This window comes from Spirochaetota bacterium, assembly GCA_017999915.1.
GTDB lineage: Bacteria > Spirochaetota > UBA4802 > UBA4802 > UBA5550 > RBG-16-49-21.
In genome coordinates, this window is record JAGNKX010000011.1 from 122,308 (window position 1) to 138,760 (window position 16,453).

Here is a 16,453-nt window from a genome sequence, read left to right on the forward strand (position 1 = left end):
GTCACCGGCGCCAGAAGCGGGGCAGGAAGATAACAAGGACCGTGTAGAGCTCAAGGCGGCCCGCCAGCATGGAGAATGAGAGGACCCACTTGATGTAGTCCTCGAAAAACGAATAATTCTCCATCGGGCCGATCTTCCCGAAGGCCGGCCCGATATTGCCCAGGGTCGTGAGGGCCGCGGTGAAGGACGTGGTAATGTCATGATCGGCGGACGCCACGATGAAGGTGACAGCCAGCAGCATCGCCACGTAGAGGAAGAAGAATCCCAGCACTCCATAGACGATGTCTTTTTTAACCATGGTCCCGCTCAGCTTCAGGGTAAAAACGCCGCGCGGGTGGATCAGGAGCTTCATCTCATTGAGCGCCTGCTTGAAGAGCACCACCAGCCGCATCACCTTGATCCCGCCGCCGGTGGAACCGGTACACCCCCCCACGAACATGAGAATAAAAAGGATGATCTGGCTGATAATGGGCCATTGTTCATAATCCACTGTGGCGAACCCGGTGGTTGTCATGATGCTGGCCACATTGAAGGAAGCGTATCGCAGGCATTGCCCGGCCGTTTGTTGCGATGTCCCGTAAAGCGTAAAAGCCAGAACGGCCGTAGAGGAGGTAAAAATCAGGAGGTACGCCTTCAATTCACTGTCCCGCCACAGGACTTTGAACCTGCCGGTCAGAAACCGGAAATGAAGGGTAAAGTTAATGCCGGCAAGGAGCATGAACACCGTGATGATCCCATCAATATAGGCCGATTGGTAATGGCCCACGCTGGCGTTTTTCACCGAAAATCCCCCGGTCGCGAGGGTGCCGAAGGTATGGGTCAGGGCGTCGAAGAGGTCCATCCCCCCCAGCATAAGGAGAATGGTCTCGGCCACGGTGAATCCGATGTAGATGAACCAGAGGAGCTTCGCCGTGCCGGCGATGCGGGGCGTGAGCCTGTCCACCGTGGGGCCCGGCGCTTCCGCCTGGATGAGCTGCAGCCCCCCGATGCCCATGAGGGGCAGGACGGCCACGGTGAGAACGACGATCCCCATCCCTCCCAGCCAGTGGGTCAGGGAGCGCCAGAAAAGCATGGACCGGGGCAGCGATTCCACATTGGCGAGAATGGACGCGCCGGTGGTGGTGAAGCCCGATATGGTCTCGAAGAAGGCGTCCGTAAACGAGGGGATGCTCCCTGAAAGGTAAAAGGGCATGGCGCCGATGAGCGACGCCAGCACCCAGCTCAGGGTGACCATGAGGAACCCGTCCCGGGTCGACAGGGCCACGGCCCTCTTCCTTCTCAGCATGAAAAAAACCGCCCCCGAACATGCCGCGGTGACGGCGATGGTCCCGGCGAAGGCGCCAAAGGAGCGGCTTTCACCGGAGTAGAAGGCGATTCCAGCCGGGATCGTCATGAATCCGGATATGATGATGAGGAGTATCGAAATTATTTTGGCGAGGATAAGGGGATTCATGGCGCTCCGCCCGTCAGTCCTGGATGAACCGCTCGATCTCGGGGATCGATTCCTTCGCCGCCACCATGAGGACCAGGTCACCCGGCTCGATAATCATGTTACCGTGGGGAAGGATATTCTTCTCGCCGCGGACCACCGAAAGAATGAGGGACTGCTTCGGGAACTCAAGGTCTTTGAGGTGCTTGCCCGCGATGCCGCTTTTTTCGTTGGCGAGGAACTCGATAACCTCCGCCTTCCCGCCGAAGAGGCTGTGAAGGCTTTTGATGTTGCCCCGCCTGATGTACTTCATGATGGCGTCTACGGTGCTGTTCTTCGGGCTGATGGCCACGTCGATGTCGAGGCGCGACGCGATGGAGAGGTAGCCCGCGTTGGTCACCAGGGCGACGGTGCGCTTGATGCCCATGATCTTGGCGTAGAGGCTCGCCAGCATGTTGAGCTCCTGGTTGTCCGTGACGGCCACCATGAGGTCGCGGTTGTTCAGGTCCTCCTCCTCGAAAATGGTTTCATCCGATATGTCGGCGTTCAGCACCAGGGCGTCGGGGAACCGGTCCGAGAGGACCTTGCAGCGGTCGTAATTCGTCTCGATGATGGTGATATTCCTCCCGGTCCTGATCAGGTACTGGCAGGCCAGCTCGCCGATACGGCCGCCCCCCACGATGACGATGCGGTCTATCGTTTCCTGCCGCTTCCCCGCCTGGATGAATATCTTCGTGAAGTCCTTCTGGGTGGCCAGGAGATAGATATTGTCATGCTCCCTGATGACGGTGTCCCCCGTCGGTATGATGAATTCATTCTCGCGCACGATGCCCGCCATGAGGAAGGGCTCCTTTATGGCGTGGCGGATGTCCTTGACGGCCTTGTTGGCGAAATAGGACGCCATGCTGACAACGACGTTCCTCATCTGGAGGTCGGTGTTCTCGAAGAGCATCACGTCGCTGTCGGCCCCCAGGGCTATGGTATTGGCGATCTGCCGCGCCGTCTCGACCTCGGAATTGACGATGTAGTCGATGCCGAGGAAGGACTTCTCCATGATCTTCGCCCGGGAATAGTCGAGGTTCCTCACCCGGGCTATTTTCACCGGCGCGTTGAATTCGCTCGCCACCAGGCCGCAGGCGATCATGTTGACCTCGTCGGAATTGGTGACGCTGATGAAGATTGAGGCGTCTTCCAGGCCTGCGTGTTTCAGCGCCGAGATCCCGGTACCTTCCTCGTTCACCACGATGCAATCGAGCCTGCCCGAAACGTATTTGGCCCGTTCCGGGTCCTTCTCGATTATCACCACGTCCTTGCCTTCGGAAATAAGCTGGGCGGCGATCTGTACTCCCACGACGCCCGCGCCGAGTATCACTGCACGCATAGTTCTCACACCCATTGTGTCTGCCGGTATGCGGATAAAGTAACTCCGATTCACATATATAGATCCCTTGAAATCTTGTCAAGAACTAGGAAGAAGGAGGTGCTGGAAAGCGCGGCTGTCCTTACCGGCGCTATTGTTTTTTTCCAATTCGTTAATCCATGTCTGTTCCTAAAAAACGGCGCCCCCTTAAATCCTCATTGACAAGGGCCTGCATTGGGGCTTCTGTCAGTCAGCGTCCCGATCGGGGAATATCATCTATTCAGGCTACAGATTAGAAATTTTCGAGGTTTGACAGCATGAAACGAACAGCAATGGCCGGGTTTATCTTTTTTTCATCCCTTCTCATCGCGGCAACCACTACCATGCCGGCTCCGGACCATAACCTTTTATCGAAAACCGATTTTTATTTCAGCTGCTGCGGCATCGGCGGGTCGGAGCTCAAATTCCTGAAAAACAACTCCTTTTCCATGCATTACATGATCGACGGCGGTTTCCTATGGTACAACGAAGGGACCTATGAGATAGCCGGCAACGACATCGTGCTGCGGCCGGTGAAATGCCGGCAGGAACAGAGCGGCCCGGTCCTGGACTGTAAAAAAGCCACCGGCGACATAGTGTGCAATGTGGTAAGGAACGACGATTCCGTGTTCTACTCCCTCTATCTTCATTGCAGGCCGAAAAATTACAGTTATCCCCAGGCTGCCGATTTCAAGAACCAGAAGTTCGAGTACCCGGTGAAAGACTCCGCGGTCAGGGCAGGGGAGAAAAAGCGCGTGGACGGAATCGCGGTGATCGCCATCGGGGCAAAGCAGGCAGTCACGACCTCCAACGTGAAGCTACGGGCAAAGCCCTCCGTCAGCGCAAAGGAGATAGAGTTCCGTCTCTATCCGGACTACCGTTCCCTTTCAGTGCCGGCAAAGACCGAGATAACCGTCTACGCCAGGACCGAGAAAAAGGAAAAGGTCCAGAACTGGGAAAACTACTGGTTTTACGTGAAGGCCGGCATGGCCGACCCGGCGTGGATGTTCGGCGAGTTCGTCAAGATCAAGTAGTGTGACGGCGGCGTGGAATAACGGATCGGGAAACGCCTCCCGGTCCGTTAATAATCGGCGCCGCGCTTCGGCTTCAGGTCGCTGACCAGGCTGTCGACGATTCCGATGTCGAAGGAGGCGCCGCACTCGGGGCAGATGAAGACAATGCGGATCCCCTCCGGGTCCTTCCTGAAGGCCGCGTGGAAGCCGCGGGTATACTCGCACGACGGGCACATCCTGAATTCATCCATAGGGCCACCTCGGGCTAATGATACAACGCGCTGTTATACATTGCAATCCTTTTTCATGCTGCAATCAATCAATCCACGCACAGGCCGTCCTGGTCCGGGTCTTCATAGTACTTCACGGTTTCGATTTTTATCAGGTCGCCGTTCCTGCCCACACGATAGATGTTCATGGTGTAGGGATGGGGACCGCAGCCGCACTCGCGGTAATCAAAAAGATTCACTTCATAGCCGTTGCCTTTCTCAATGGAATAGGTGCTGTTGATTTTCCAGACAAAGGTCCTGGGTTTTTTTCCCAGGTCAAATTTATATTCCGGCTTCAGCCCCGTTGAGATAAAGGCGTAACTGAGGGCCTCTTCCCTCGTTTCTATGGGGGCGAAGAATTTCTTCAGGTCATCCTGGTTCCGGGCTATCCTGTATCCATCCCCGGTCTTGATTATAAGGGTAAACCCTTCCGGAGCCGTGCAGCCCCTATAAAAGAGGCAGTCCGTTCGCTTTATGCGCTCCTTTCCCATGGCCATCGGATATGCCGGCGTCAGGGAGCCTGCCAGGTCATTGACCGGCATGACCTGATACAGATTAAAGGTATTCCGTATCGCGCCGTACTCGGCCTGATCGATTTGAAGCGGCTTGGCGGTTACATGGACTTCATTGTCGTGACTTATCCGCATGCCGCAGCAGGACAGCGACAGGACGACGCATGCTGTAATCAATAACATTTTGTTCATCTTATCACCTGTAATGAGAATATTCAATGGACCTTCAGGCGCCATGCACTGTGATTACAATCGTAAACTAAAAGCCATCTCATGTCATTAATTTTATTGTTGCGCTAATTTTCCGCATACTATATTCATCAACAGTAATACTGCACATATTTTGACTACACCATGATTAAAGAATTAACCATAGATAGCGAACTTGAGCAAAGCGTGGATGTCATACGAAATTCGTTTCAATCGGTGGCCGACCGGTTCAACCTGACCCGCGAAAACTGCCCCACCCATCCATCATTTGTTACCCATGACAGGATGCTCGAATTAAAAAAGAAGGGCTCCCGGTTTTTCGGTCTCTTTGACGGCGACACGCAGGTCGGCTTTGTCGCCATAGAAAAATCAACAGAGGACCTTTACTTCCTTGAAAAACTGGCGGTGGCGCCCGCCTATCGCCATCGATTGTTCGGAATGCAGCTTGTGCGGTTTGCCCTTGATCATATCAAAAAGAGCGGCGGTACGGTCGTTTCCATCGGCATTATTGACGAGCACACCGAGTTGAAGCAATGGTATGAAAAACTCGGATTCAGGGAGGTGAACAGGAAAAAATTCGATCACCTCCCCTTCACCGTATGCTTCATGGAGATGAAGCTGTAACGCGGAATTCCCGGGGCCCGGGCTGAATCGTATACTACGGCCTAAAAGAAAACGCCGTAGACAACAAGACCGATGCCGGCCAACAAAACAACAACATATTGAAATTCATTGCGGATCACGCTGATGTCGTTCTTGAAGCGCGACTTCCCGGGGTTTTTCGGATCATAGAGTATGGCGATTTCCTTTCCGAGAAATTCGTCCTTCGATCCGCTGACGAAGCGGGAGCTTGCGTGATAGGTCACGCCACCGGCCATGAATTCAGCGTAAAACCGGTACTGGCCGGAATTGACGTTTTCTATTTCCGGGTAGGTGGCAGCGTCCGTTATGATTCCGGTTGCCTCAGCCCCGGTGCGGACCAATTTTTTGTCACAGTGCCACTCGTACAGGATGATGACAAGGTTCACCGAGGCTATGACGAACAATATCAATCCCATGATAATGGCGAATTCTCTTGGCATGACAGCACCCTGGTATGATCCGGATTCGATATAAATATTGTTTGACAGATCATTGTTCATGATTATTCAACATGTCAATCACTTAACACCCTGTCAAAGGAGCCATCCATGAAAACAATCGGCCGGGCCGGCATTGCCATGTTATTAATCGCCCTTGCGGTCGTGTCAACGCACTGCGCCAAGGACAAACCGGGCCGGGCGCCGGCCGACGTTTCAAAGATCGAGAACAACGCCGTGGTGGTCTCGACCCTGTGGCTCCAGCTGGTCGACGAAAAAGAGTATGGCCGGAGCTGGGACGAGACGGCGGACTTCTTCAAGAGATCGGTGCCGCGGGAGCGGTGGATCGGCCTCATGTCTTCGTCGCGGAAGCCCTTCGGCGCTGTGCTGATCAGGGCCCTCGATTCCAGGAAATACGTCACGTCCCTGCCGGGGGCCCCCGACGGGGAGTACGTGGTCATCACCTACAGGACCAAATTCAAAAACAAAAAGGATTCAGTTGAAACGGTCACCCCGATGAAGGACAGGGACGGGAAATGGAGGGTGTCGGGATATTACGTCAAATAGCGCCATAAAGGTCTTTACCCTGGTCTTCACCGCCGCCATGGTCATGTTTATTTTTTTAAATAATAGTAATTAATTATAGATATCGCAGGAACCCTGTACTATAATATCTCCCGAAACATAGTTCAATAGAGGGAACATTCATGAAGCAATGGTATGAAGCGCTATTTGAAAATTACGGAAGGAAATACGACGAAGAATGCTTTGTCCAGGGAACGGTGGGTGAATGCGACTTCATCGAGAAGGAGATCGGCCACGACAAGAAAACCGGCATCCTCGATATCGGCTGCGGCACCGGCAGGCACGCCATCGAGCTCTCAAAGCGTGGCTACAGGATCACCGGCGTGGACCTGTCCGAGTCCCAGCTGGCCAGGGCCCGGGAGAAGGCGGCGAAGGAAAACCTGGCCATAGACTTCCGGCGTCACGACGCCAGGGACCTTCCCTTTAAAGAGGAGTTCGACCTGGCCATCATGCTCTGCGAAGGGGGATTTCCCCTCATGGAAACCGACGAGATGAACTACCAAATATTGCAGAGCGCCGCCCGGAGCCTGAAACCGAAGGGGAAGCTCATCTTCACCACCCTGAACGGCCTGTTCCCCCTGTTCCATTCCGTAAAGGACTTCATGGAGAAAGTCACAAAAGAAGGCAACGCCACTTACGAGAACAACACCTTTGACCTGATGACCTTCCGCGACCACAACACGACGGTCTTCGAAGACGATTCCGGGAACAAAAAGGAGCTGCAGAGCAACGAGCGGTATTACGTGCCCTCGGAAATCACCTGGCTCCTCAAATCCCTCGGCTTCACAACGATCGATATCTTCGGCGCCAAGCTGGGCGCCTTCAGCAGGAATGACAGGCTCACCACGGAGGATTTCGAGATGCTGGTCATTGCCGAAAAGTAAAAAAAGGGGGATATCATGAGCGACATGGATAAACTGGACCTCCATGTGGACATGGAGAAGATCCGCAACCATGCGGAATACAGGGAGTTCTGGAACAGGGTCGGCGCGATCGAAATACGGTGCATTGAAAAAAACGAGGAGTGCCCGCACAACGTTGGCGATGTGTTCATATTCAAGAATCCTTATCAGGAACCGCAGGGTGTGTGCGAAGCCCTGATGCATGTATTGAAACTTTACACCTGGCGGGTTACCCTCGGGTTCCCCTCATGGAACGGCGAGAACCGGAAGATATACAAGCTCCACTGCCCTGACCCGAAGGGGACCGTGTGGGAGATGAAAAAGATATGAAAAAAAGAATCATCGTGTTCAGGCCGTGGAACATACTGGTTATCATTGCCTTTCTCGGCATCGCCATCGGCATCACGAAAAACAGGATCGCCATCCCGGAGCTCCCCGGCAGCTATTTTCACGCCGGAGGTATCATCGTCGCCCTCTGCGGAGCGGCCTATTTTTTAAAAATCCTGATACGCTACCTCCGATCATACGGCTGGAGCACCGCCCGGGCCATTATCACCGATTCCCGGGTAAGCGAAATCGACGATTCAGAGGGAGTGCAATACCGGCCCAATATTTCCTACACGTATAATGTGGGCGCAGCGGAATATTCCTCCAGCACCATACATCCTTCCGGCAGCTGGAGCTCCTCCTTCCCGTCAATGGCCGCAAAAGTAGCCGGCAGGTTCCCCGAGGGAAAGACCGTCCAGGTCTATTACAATCCGTCGCGGCCGGAGGAGTCCTTCCTGGAGAGAAAGGGCCTCCTTCCGATCCTGGCGGGCCTGGTCACGTTCGTCATAACGGCTGTCCTTTTCTCCCTTGCACTGGCCGGAATAATACAGGTGTAGCGGCCCGCGCCATGGAACCGCAGACCTGCCGGGCCCGGTTGAGCGGGAAAGCCGTTTTTTATCTGGAGAAAGCCGCGGGGATTCTATACTGCATTCCTGGAGCGCTGATATTCAGATGGAACCTGGTGATGAAAATCTTGACAGATCATGGAGGCCATGGCTTCCATAGATAAATCCCAATCGAGGTGATTCCATGAACCGTATATATCTCCTTTCCATATGTGCCATACTTATCGCCATGACCCTTCTGTCCGGAAACATTGAAACCGCCCGTGCCGAAACCTATTGCCGCGTCGACGCGCCGCGGGGTCTCCGCCTCAGGGAAAGCCCGGATCTCAACGCGGCAGTTTTGGTGACAATCCCGAACGGGGCAAAGGTGATGTCACTGGAAGAACAGGACCGGGAGATCACCATTGACGGCAAAAAGGGAAAGTGGACCAGAATCTCCTATGGCGAACAATGGCTCGGCTGGGTATTCGGCGGATTCCTCGTCGAGATAGAGGAGGAGTTGACCCTGAACGACATCATCGGAGGGTCCTTTTCCTTTTCCATTGAGGAGGTCGAGGGAGCAGATTCGACAGGATTCGAGATCCTCCCCGACGGGCAGTTCAAGGGAGACTGCCTCCTCCACGGGAGCGGCGACATGAAGTTCGAGGGGACCTACCGCGCCGTGGTGAAAAAAGGCGTTATTCAATTGATAATCAAGGGCACCGGCAAAGGCCACCATGTGGCCGAAACCGAGACGCACTGGACGAAGAATTTCAGCAACGGCCAGGTTATCATCACCAGGAAAAAAGGCGTCTACCGGGGAACCTTCAGGATGCCCGGCTGCCTTGACATTGTCGACAAGAAGCTGGACGCCACAGTCGGAAAATGATCATCACCATAACAAGCGGGAATCATTGAAAGGCGGATCCTGTCTATTACATTAATGTAAATTTTTATACAAAGGCCCATTAATGCTATTGACAATAACAAGCCCCCGAATTAACCACGGGTAACTTTAGAAGGAGCAGCACTGCCCCATGCCAGCCAAAGCCTACCTTATCCTGGAAGACGGCTCCGAGTTCGAAGGCGTCATGTTCGGATACGAGGGTGAGACCATCGGCGAGGTCGTGTTCAACACTTCCATGAGCGGCTACCAGGAAGTGCTCACCGATCCCTCCTACAACGGCCAGATCGTCACCATGACCTATCCGATGATCGGCAATTACGGCGTAAACAAAGAGGACGTCGAATCCGACCGCGTCCAGGCGGCGGGCTTCGTGGTGAAGGAGTACAGCAAGAGCTACTCGAACTTCCGCGCCACCGGGTCCCTGGGGCAGTACCTCATCGACGCCAGGGTCCCGGCCATCGAGGGAATCGACACACGGAAGCTCACCCTCCACATCCGCGACAAGGGGGCGCTGCGCGGCGGCATCTTCCTCGACCGGAAGAACGCGGTGCAGCGGCTCCTGGCCCATCCCCTGATGGAAGGGCTCGACCTGGCGTCGGGCGTCTCCTGTAAAAAGCCCTATGACTTCGGAACGATCGACCCGTCAAAGCCCCTCGTGGGCGTGTACGATTTCGGCGTCAAGACGAACATTCTCCGCCTCCTCGCGGAAGCGGGCTTTTCCGTGAGGGTGTATCCATCCACGACGCCGCTGGAAAAGGTCCTGGCCGACGGCGTGAAGGGGATATTCCTCTCCAACGGCCCCGGAGACCCGGCCGCCGTCGCCTGCGGCAAAGGCCTGGTCCAGGGCATTGTGGAAAAGCGGGTCCCCACCTTCGGCATCTGCCTGGGTCACCAGATCCTGGGCCTGGGCCTGGGGGGACGCACCTACAAGCTGAAATTCGGCCACCGCGGCGCGAACCAGCCGGTGAAGAACATGGAATCCGGGAACGTGGAGATATCGTCGCAGAACCACGGCTTCGCCGTCGACTATGAATCCCTGAAGCACGACGCCAATATCGAGATCACCCACGTGAACCTGAACGATAAGACCGTGGAAGGGCTCCGTCATAAATCGCTGCCCATCTTTTCCGTGCAGTACCACCCGGAAGCGAGCCCCGGCCCGCAGGATTCGCACTATCTCTTCGAGCAGTTCCACCGCCTGGTCTGCGGCGATTGATCCGGACGCTTTCGCGTCATCCCCTGTTCAATTCATTCAGCACCTGGATAAGCATGTCGATCTTCTTCACGGCATGGGCCCTCTGGTCAGCCGTGACCAGCTCCCGGTCGAACCTGAGAAAGCCCTCGACGATGGTCCTGTCGCGGCGCTCGGCCCGCTCCCGGTAGTAGCCCGGATAGGACCGCTCCGGGTTGATGATCAGGCGCGCGAGGTACCCCTTCAGGGCGGCCCGGTCCGGCTTTCCCCTGATAAGGGCCAGGAACTCGGCCTGCCGTTCCCTGTGCAGGCGGATCCGCTCTGCGTCGAGGTTGTCGACCCAGCGCACGCCCCGGCCTATCTCCGCCTTCTGCTTTTCCGAGAGGGGGCCGTAAAGAAATTCCATCATCCGCGTCACGGAACGCTCCGACTCTCGGAAGCGCTTATCATCGCTCACCGAAGACTCCTTCTCCATTTTAGCGATATTCTCGTTCATCTTCCGCTCCATGCGGTCCACCTGGTCCGGCCCGAGGGAGAGGAGCAGCGCGACCACATCGTCCGACACCGCGTTGAAGAGGTCGGCTCCGTGGGCCTCGACGCGCCGCTTCATCCAGAGCATGTCAGCCTCCCTGAGTCCTGCGGCCACGCGGCCCCGGAGCTGCCGCAGCGTGGCCGCGTACTTCGGCAGCTCCTCGCGACGGTGCCACCCCATGAAGACGTCGATCTTTCCCCGGAGCATCCGCTCCTGCTCCGGGTTCGGGTCCACGTAGCCGGTTATCCCGTGATAAATAAAGGAATCGAGGGAATTATACAGGACCTTGTAGAGCGAGCTTTCACAGCCCGTGACGGTGACAAGGATGATAAGGATGGGTATTATGTATTTTTTCATGAACATGCTCCCTGTTTAAGGGCACAGACCTTGCATGGCCCTGCCCGGCAATCTTATATGTTAGACATCTCCAAGAGGGACTTTGTTTCACCCGGCTCCGTGCCGATGCAGGACCGGGCAATTTTTTTCACCAATCCATAAAATTTTTTTCCGTATTGCCCGTCTCCTTCGTTACCTCCACAGAGGGCCCGCGGACGCGTCAGGCCGCGGCGTCCCCGCCGGCCGCGGGCCGGCGAACATCACACAAACGGAGGTACCATGAAAAATAATCGAATATTGCTTGCCGCCCTCCTGGCCGGGACAATGCTTTTCTCCTGCCAGTACCAGGATGACAACACGAAGAGCCAGGAGGTTTCAGCCCTTCTCAACCTGGCGAAGGACACGACCGCCACCACGGAGGAGGCCATTCCGCGCTTTAGCAGCGCGGCGCGGGGGATGCCCCTGCCCCAGCAGAAGAAGAAGTGGACGGTCCTTGTATACATGGACGGCGACAACAACCTGTCGCGCTATTCATCGAAGGACATCAGGGAAATGATGGGTGCCGGCTCCGGCGACGCCATGAACATCGTCGTACTCTGGGACAACGACCCGGACCAGGACGTTCAGGGAGCGGCGAATCGCCACGGCTATTACTACGTGGAGCGGGACGGCGTGACCCTGATGAAGGACACGGGCGAGGTCAACATGGGGAGCCCCAAAACCGCGAAGGACTTCATCGCCTACGCCGTAAAGAACTTTCCCGCCGACCGCTACCTGTGGATCTGGTGGAACCACGGCGGCGCCGTGGACCGCGCCTTCTCCATGAAAGGCGTGTGCTGGGACGACACCAATAGCGGCGACCATCTCTCGGAAACGGAGCAGAAGGAGGTCATGACCTATTTCAAGGAGCAGGCCGGGAAAAAGATCGACATCGTCGGCTTCGACGCCTGCCTCATGGCGACCGCGGAGATCGCCTACCAGTACAGGGACGTGGCGTCGTACCTCGTAGCCTCGGAGCAGTCTGAGCCGGGCGACGGCTGGGACTACTCCTTTCTCTCGAAGATCAGTTCAACCCCCGCCGTCACCGCCCAGACCCTGGCCAAGCATATCGCCACGTGCTATAAAAAGTACTATCAGAAGGTGGAAGAGGAAGACGTGACCATATCGGTTCTTAACCTTGCCAAGGCAGCGGCCTTCGCCAGGTCCCTGGACGATTTCGCCGCGTCGGCCATGGCTGGCGGCGCCTCCGGCGCCGCCTACCGCACCCTGTCAAAGGGCCTCCCCATGTTCGGATTTTACAGCGACGGCGAGCGCAACTGCTACTTCACCAAGGACCTCTACGGGTACCTGCGCGCGGTCCGGGGATCTTCAAAGGTCCCGGCCGCGGTAAGGACAAAGGCGGAGGCTTCCATGAAGCTGCTCACGGACAAAAAGCTCATCGTATCGGAATGGCACGGGTCCGCCTGGGAGGACGGGGCCTTCGGCCTGGCCGTTACGCTCAAGTTCGCCACCGCGGCGTACCGGAAGCTTGACCTGTGCGCCGACACGCGCTGGGACGAGTTCCTCAACTGGGCGAAATTTGCGGATAATGACTACGCCTATTGATCATGGCCCGAAAGCGGGCCGGGCATGGGATAGGGGAGCCATTTCACGATGGCCCCCCTATCAACCCCCCGCGTGGTCGCTCAATCGCCGCGACCGGCTTAAGGTTGATGCTATTGAAAATTTCAATGCTTATCTGTTTTTCAAAGCTGGTTGTTTTATTCAGCTTTTTTAAGAATGTAAAAAGGGACTGACGGCTTTCGCTCCGGAAGCCACATCCTGTGGCATCCTCGCACTACCGCGCTTCCTGCGCGGCAACTTGTTATCTATTTTCACCTGGGATCCTTCGGCGATGGATAGTCGCTGCAGTTTCTGATACAGCGAAAATACTCTCTGTCACAGAGCGAAAGCTCCGTGCCTTCTTTTTTCGCGTTTGCAGACGGGTCCTTCTTGCACTCCCTGTGTCTTCGCCTGCAATCGTCTTCGCATTTCTTTTCTATCTCTTCCATTTCATTTTTCGCGCACCGGACGTTCGAAACGCAAAGCAGCATTGTCCCTGCGAGGAATAGCATGATGAACGATTGTTTCATGGATATGCCTCTCGACACCTGTCATTTATTCGCAATAGCGAAGGCGAGGATTCCCATCCCCGCCTTGGACGGACCTCCCGGGTCACGGCCGCTCAGGCGCCAGCCGCCTTCTGCCCCAGGTCAAAGGCGCTCTTCCGGGCCTTCTCATCCTTAAGAATGTCTCCCTTGTCGCTTGCGGAGGCCATGACCGTCCCGAGCCAGTTCATGCCCGTAAACTCGGCTGTCGACTTGAAGCTGTGCACGATCGGGTCCGCGGTGCGGACATTGGAATCCCCGCACACCGTGATCAGGGCGATTTTCTTGCCCTTCATCCGGGGATAATACTGCTTGTGCCATTTCCATTCAGCGTCGAAGAGGGCGCACCACCTGTCCAGGTACGCCTTCGTCTGCGCGGTCATGGACCAGAAGTAGACCGGCACGCTGTGAATTATGGCGTCCGCTTCCACTATTTTTTTGTGTATCTCCGGCATGTCGTCCCTGAGAATGCAGAGGCCGGTTTCGTTGCATTTCTTGCAGTCCCTGCACCCGGAGATTTTCAATTTATCCAGAATGATTTTTTCCACCGCCGCGCCCGCCTGTTCCGCCCCGGACAGGGCGTCGTCAAGGAGAACATCGCTGTTGCCGCCGGCCCGCGGGCTTCCCATGATGCCGAGTACCTTCATGATGGACCTCCTGCTTGAATCATCATACATCATGCAATGACACAGAGTTGAGGCCCTGTCCACTATTTTTCCTTCGTGATGACCCTGTATACGCCTGTGGAGGGCCAATGTCCCGGCGCCGGCCCGTCAATCCCGGCTATCTACTATCCGGTATTGTTATGGAAAAGCAGGTCCCGCCATTGCAGCTTATCGAGATATCGGCATCCAGCTGCCTGGCCAAAGCCTGGATCAGCTGCATCCCCAGGGTCTTGCCCGCGTCGGTAAGCACAATATCGTTCCATGCGCCGATGCACTGCTGATAGTTCTAGAATTCCTCGAATCCTTCTTTTTTCAGAACATCCTTTATATATTCCCCGTTTTTCCTTTCCGAAGCCTTGCCCGCTGCCGCGCCCGAGGCGGTTTTCTCCCGGCCGTCCATTATTCCCGCGCCATTGAGGGATTTCAGGCGCACTCCCCGGCGCTGTCCCTGGGCGATGTCCGCTTTCATGGACCCGCTGATCTTGAATTGGCCCACCATGTCAAGAAGCTCCTGCGCCTGGTTTGCCATCTCCTCGCTGGCCGACGCCGTCTCCTCCACCAGGGAGGCGTTCTGCTGGGTCATGGTGTCCATTTCCGCAACGGCGTTGTTGATCTGGTTGATCCCCTGTCTCTGCTCGACGCCGGCTGTGGCTATCTCGTTGATGATCTGCGCCGACATCCTGGCCGACTCCGCGATCTCCGCGAGGGAAACGCCGGTCCTGTTCACCAGGTCGGTGCTTTTCTCCACCTTGTTCACGGTGTCCTTGATGAGGTCCTCGATCTCCTTGGCCGCGTTGCCGGCCCGCTGGGCAAGGTTCCGCACCTCCCCGGCGACGACCGCGAAACCCCGCCCCTGTTCGCCGGCCCGGGCCGCCTCGACCGCCGCGTTGAGCGCCAGCAGGTTGGTCTGGAAGGCGATATCGTTGATCACCGCTATGATGTCGGCGACCTTCTTGCTCGATTCGTTCATCTCGGTGATGGAGGTTACCGCCTCTGTCGCCACCCTGTTGCCCTCCACCGATTTGCCGGCCCCCAGCTCCGTGAGGTCGCGGGCGCGGGCGGCGTTATCGGCGTTCTGGTTGATGGCGGCCGTGGCCTCCTCGATGGTGGACGCGATCTCCTCGAGGGACGACGCCTGCTCGCTGGTGCGCTGGGATAGGTTCTGGTTCCCGCCGGCGATCTGCTCGACCGCCTGGGCGACATTCTGCGCCGAGAAGATGATGCCGGAGATGGTCTTTTCAAACTGCTCGATGGCGCTGTTGAGGGCCTTCACCATGTCCCCGATCTCATCGTCGTTATACGTTCCGGCATAGCGGACCGTCAGGTCGCCCCCGGCCATGTTCTGCACCATGTTCTTGCACTCTTCCAGGGGGCTGAGCCGCTTGGTGATGATGAAATAGATCCCGGCCCCGGCCCCGGCGACCGCCACCAGTGCCAGCACGATCATTATGATCGCCAGGGTTCGCGCCTCTTCCGCGATATCCTGCGTTCCTATGGTGACCCCCGATATGAAGCGGTATTTTTCATTCCTCGCCGGCACCATTATCTTATCGGACCCCTGGAAGGAATACCGTATAACGTCGCCGCTCGACGCCTTTAGGATCTTCCTACCCCAGTCGTATTTTTTCACGTCGAGTTTCAGGATCAGCTCCTTTTTCGGGTGCGCGAAGGCGATACCGTCAAGGGTACAGATGTATGGAAAGCCGGTTTTGCCCACCTTGATCTGGTTGACCACCTGGCTGGAATACTCGCCGATGTTGACCAGCAGGCCCATGATGCCGATTACGGTGTCGCCCCTCTTTATGGGAGCGGAGAACAGGCACGACGGCATGTGCGTCACCGGCGACATGCGGGGCTCGCTGGAATAGGCCTCGCCGTTCAGGTTATGTGTTATGCAATCATCATAGCCCGTATTGCCGACCCTGGCCCCGACCCCTGAAAGGGCAGCCAGGATCCGGGGATTGCTCTCCGGCGACAGTATGAGTATGTTCGCGTACAGCTTGTGCTTCTGCTGGAACGATGCGAACAGGGCGGTGACCCTCTCGTAATTTCCCGACTCGACCGCTTCGATGACCGCCCTGTTGTTCGCGAAGAATTCCGCGTTGGCCATCTGCTGGTCGTAAAAACGGGCGACCTGCCCGTCGATGTCCCTGCTGAAATTATGCAGCTGGTTCAGATAGGCTTTGTCGACCGCATTATAGGCCACGTTATAGGACACGACGACCAGCACGATGGTCATGGCCGTGATGATCCCGACGACGATGATGGAAAGAAAGATTTTCAGGCTTTTGAGTTGTAATTGCATAGCACACTTCCTGGCTGATCTATGTACAGTATATGAAGAAGGCCTTGACCTTCATCGCTTCCAGAAAGTAGAATTGCGCCGCAAGGGGTTATCGCGAAG

18 protein-coding genes are annotated in these 16,453 nt (G+C 56.3%); 9 read left to right on the plus strand and 9 right to left on the minus strand.

The window, feature by feature from the left end:
* Position 1 precedes the first annotated feature (1 nt).
* Both KA369_16330 and trkA read right to left on the minus strand, forming a co-directional pair.
* Complete coding sequence (locus tag KA369_16330) at positions 2 to 1,453, minus strand: TrkH family potassium uptake protein (GenBank protein MBP7737549.1); 1,452 nt, start codon at positions 1,451 to 1,453, stop codon at positions 2 to 4.
* Positions 1,454 to 1,466: 13 nt separating this feature from the next.
* Entirely contained in the window at positions 1,467 to 2,810 is a 1,344-nt protein-coding gene (gene trkA / locus KA369_16335; GenBank protein MBP7737550.1) for a Trk system potassium transporter TrkA, read from the minus strand.
* 296 nt (positions 2,811 to 3,106) lie between these two features.
* On the opposite strand from trkA, the gene KA369_16340 reads away from it, so the two are divergent.
* A complete protein-coding gene (locus tag KA369_16340; protein ID MBP7737551.1) occupies positions 3,107 to 3,862 on the plus strand; it encodes a hypothetical protein in 756 nt (251 codons plus the stop codon).
* A gap of 47 nt (positions 3,863 to 3,909) precedes the next feature.
* Here the strand turns inward: KA369_16340 and KA369_16345 are convergent, their stop codons facing one another.
* A complete protein-coding gene (locus KA369_16345; protein MBP7737552.1) occupies positions 3,910 to 4,092 on the minus strand; it encodes a hypothetical protein in 183 nt (60 codons plus the stop codon).
* Positions 4,093 to 4,160: 68 nt separating this feature from the next.
* The gene (locus tag KA369_16350; GenBank protein MBP7737553.1) at positions 4,161 to 4,814 is read right to left on the minus strand and encodes a hypothetical protein; all 654 of its coding nucleotides are present in this window, start codon (positions 4,812 to 4,814) and stop codon (positions 4,161 to 4,163) included.
* 162 nt (positions 4,815 to 4,976) lie between these two features.
* Here KA369_16350 and KA369_16355 point away from each other — a divergent pair, with 162 nt between their 5' ends.
* Entirely contained in the window at positions 4,977 to 5,456 is a 480-nt protein-coding gene (locus KA369_16355) for a GNAT family N-acetyltransferase (GenBank protein ID MBP7737554.1), read from the plus strand.
* Positions 5,457 to 5,497: 41 nt separating this feature from the next.
* Here the strand turns inward: KA369_16355 and KA369_16360 are convergent, their stop codons facing one another.
* Positions 5,498 to 5,914, minus strand: a complete 417-nt coding sequence (locus tag KA369_16360) for a hypothetical protein (protein ID MBP7737555.1) — start codon at positions 5,912 to 5,914, stop codon at positions 5,498 to 5,500.
* A 108-nt stretch (positions 5,915 to 6,022) separates the two neighbouring features.
* On the opposite strand from KA369_16360, the gene KA369_16365 reads away from it, so the two are divergent.
* The 6 genes from KA369_16365 to carA all read left to right on the plus strand — a co-directional run bounded on the left by KA369_16365 (position 6,023) and on the right by carA (position 10,393).
* Positions 6,023 to 6,478, plus strand: a complete 456-nt coding sequence (locus KA369_16365) for a DUF4019 domain-containing protein (GenBank protein MBP7737556.1) — start codon at positions 6,023 to 6,025, stop codon at positions 6,476 to 6,478.
* Positions 6,479 to 6,618: 140 nt separating this feature from the next.
* A complete protein-coding gene (locus KA369_16370; GenBank protein MBP7737557.1) occupies positions 6,619 to 7,380 on the plus strand; it encodes a class I SAM-dependent methyltransferase in 762 nt (253 codons plus the stop codon).
* Between the two features lie 15 nt (positions 7,381 to 7,395).
* Positions 7,396 to 7,728, plus strand: coding sequence for a hypothetical protein (locus KA369_16375; protein ID MBP7737558.1), 333 nt, complete (start codon positions 7,396 to 7,398; stop codon positions 7,726 to 7,728).
* The gene (locus KA369_16380) at positions 7,725 to 8,282 is read left to right on the plus strand and encodes a DUF3592 domain-containing protein (protein ID MBP7737559.1); all 558 of its coding nucleotides are present in this window, start codon (positions 7,725 to 7,727) and stop codon (positions 8,280 to 8,282) included. The genes KA369_16375 and KA369_16380 overlap by 4 nt, the downstream gene beginning before the upstream one ends.
* A gap of 193 nt (positions 8,283 to 8,475) precedes the next feature.
* Positions 8,476 to 9,159 (plus strand): SH3 domain-containing protein, encoded by a 684-nt coding sequence (locus KA369_16385; protein ID MBP7737560.1) that lies wholly within the window; start codon positions 8,476 to 8,478, stop codon positions 9,157 to 9,159.
* A 148-nt stretch (positions 9,160 to 9,307) separates the two neighbouring features.
* Positions 9,308 to 10,393: a glutamine-hydrolyzing carbamoyl-phosphate synthase small subunit gene (carA, locus tag KA369_16390; GenBank protein MBP7737561.1), complete on the plus strand. Its 1,086-nt coding sequence runs from the start codon at positions 9,308 to 9,310 to the stop codon at positions 10,391 to 10,393.
* Between the two features lie 16 nt (positions 10,394 to 10,409).
* Here the strand turns inward: carA and KA369_16395 are convergent, their stop codons facing one another.
* A complete protein-coding gene (locus KA369_16395) occupies positions 10,410 to 11,258 on the minus strand; it encodes a hypothetical protein (protein MBP7737562.1) in 849 nt (282 codons plus the stop codon).
* 258 nt (positions 11,259 to 11,516) lie between these two features.
* Between KA369_16395 and KA369_16400 the strand changes: the two genes are divergently transcribed.
* Positions 11,517 to 12,842 (plus strand): hypothetical protein, encoded by a 1,326-nt coding sequence (locus tag KA369_16400; protein ID MBP7737563.1) that lies wholly within the window; start codon positions 11,517 to 11,519, stop codon positions 12,840 to 12,842.
* 269 nt (positions 12,843 to 13,111) lie between these two features.
* Here the strand turns inward: KA369_16400 and KA369_16405 are convergent, their stop codons facing one another.
* The 3 genes from KA369_16405 to KA369_16415 form a co-directional block, all read right to left on the minus strand.
* A complete protein-coding gene (locus KA369_16405; protein ID MBP7737564.1) occupies positions 13,112 to 13,369 on the minus strand; it encodes a hypothetical protein in 258 nt (85 codons plus the stop codon).
* A 92-nt stretch (positions 13,370 to 13,461) separates the two neighbouring features.
* Complete coding sequence (locus tag KA369_16410) at positions 13,462 to 14,031, minus strand: flavodoxin family protein (protein MBP7737565.1); 570 nt, start codon at positions 14,029 to 14,031, stop codon at positions 13,462 to 13,464.
* 304 nt (positions 14,032 to 14,335) lie between these two features.
* Positions 14,336 to 16,354 carry a HAMP domain-containing protein gene (locus KA369_16415; protein ID MBP7737566.1) on the minus strand — a complete coding sequence of 673 codons (2,019 nt, stop codon included), beginning with the start codon at positions 16,352 to 16,354 and terminating at the stop codon, positions 14,336 to 14,338.
* Positions 16,355 to 16,453: the final 99 nt, after the last annotated feature.

Excerpts from the sequence above, each read along its gene's own strand:
- KA369_16330 (MBP7737549.1), bottom strand. The coding sequence starts at position 1,453 with ATGAATCCCCTTATCCTCGCCAAAATAATTTCGATACTCCTCATCATC.
- trkA (MBP7737550.1), bottom strand. The coding sequence starts at position 2,810 with ATGCGTGCAGTGATACTCGGCGCGGGCGTCGTGGGAGTACAGATCGCC.
- KA369_16340 (MBP7737551.1), top strand. The coding sequence starts at position 3,107 with ATGAAACGAACAGCAATGGCCGGGTTTATCTTTTTTTCATCCCTTCTC.
- KA369_16345 (MBP7737552.1), bottom strand. The coding sequence starts at position 4,092 with ATGGATGAATTCAGGATGTGCCCGTCGTGCGAGTATACCCGCGGCTTC.
- KA369_16350 (MBP7737553.1), bottom strand. The coding sequence starts at position 4,814 with ATGAACAAAATGTTATTGATTACAGCATGCGTCGTCCTGTCGCTGTCC.
- KA369_16355 (MBP7737554.1), top strand. The coding sequence starts at position 4,977 with ATGATTAAAGAATTAACCATAGATAGCGAACTTGAGCAAAGCGTGGAT.
- KA369_16360 (MBP7737555.1), bottom strand. The coding sequence starts at position 5,914 with ATGCCAAGAGAATTCGCCATTATCATGGGATTGATATTGTTCGTCATA.
- KA369_16365 (MBP7737556.1), top strand. The coding sequence starts at position 6,023 with ATGAAAACAATCGGCCGGGCCGGCATTGCCATGTTATTAATCGCCCTT.
- KA369_16370 (MBP7737557.1), top strand. The coding sequence starts at position 6,619 with ATGAAGCAATGGTATGAAGCGCTATTTGAAAATTACGGAAGGAAATAC.
- KA369_16375 (MBP7737558.1), top strand. The coding sequence starts at position 7,396 with ATGAGCGACATGGATAAACTGGACCTCCATGTGGACATGGAGAAGATC.
- KA369_16380 (MBP7737559.1), top strand. The coding sequence starts at position 7,725 with ATGAAAAAAAGAATCATCGTGTTCAGGCCGTGGAACATACTGGTTATC.
- KA369_16385 (MBP7737560.1), top strand. The coding sequence starts at position 8,476 with ATGAACCGTATATATCTCCTTTCCATATGTGCCATACTTATCGCCATG.
- carA (MBP7737561.1), top strand. The coding sequence starts at position 9,308 with ATGCCAGCCAAAGCCTACCTTATCCTGGAAGACGGCTCCGAGTTCGAA.
- KA369_16395 (MBP7737562.1), bottom strand. The coding sequence starts at position 11,258 with ATGAAAAAATACATAATACCCATCCTTATCATCCTTGTCACCGTCACG.
- KA369_16400 (MBP7737563.1), top strand. The coding sequence starts at position 11,517 with ATGAAAAATAATCGAATATTGCTTGCCGCCCTCCTGGCCGGGACAATG.
- KA369_16405 (MBP7737564.1), bottom strand. The coding sequence starts at position 13,369 with ATGAAACAATCGTTCATCATGCTATTCCTCGCAGGGACAATGCTGCTT.
- KA369_16410 (MBP7737565.1), bottom strand. The coding sequence starts at position 14,031 with ATGAAGGTACTCGGCATCATGGGAAGCCCGCGGGCCGGCGGCAACAGC.
- KA369_16415 (MBP7737566.1), bottom strand. The coding sequence starts at position 16,354 with ATGCAATTACAACTCAAAAGCCTGAAAATCTTTCTTTCCATCATCGTC.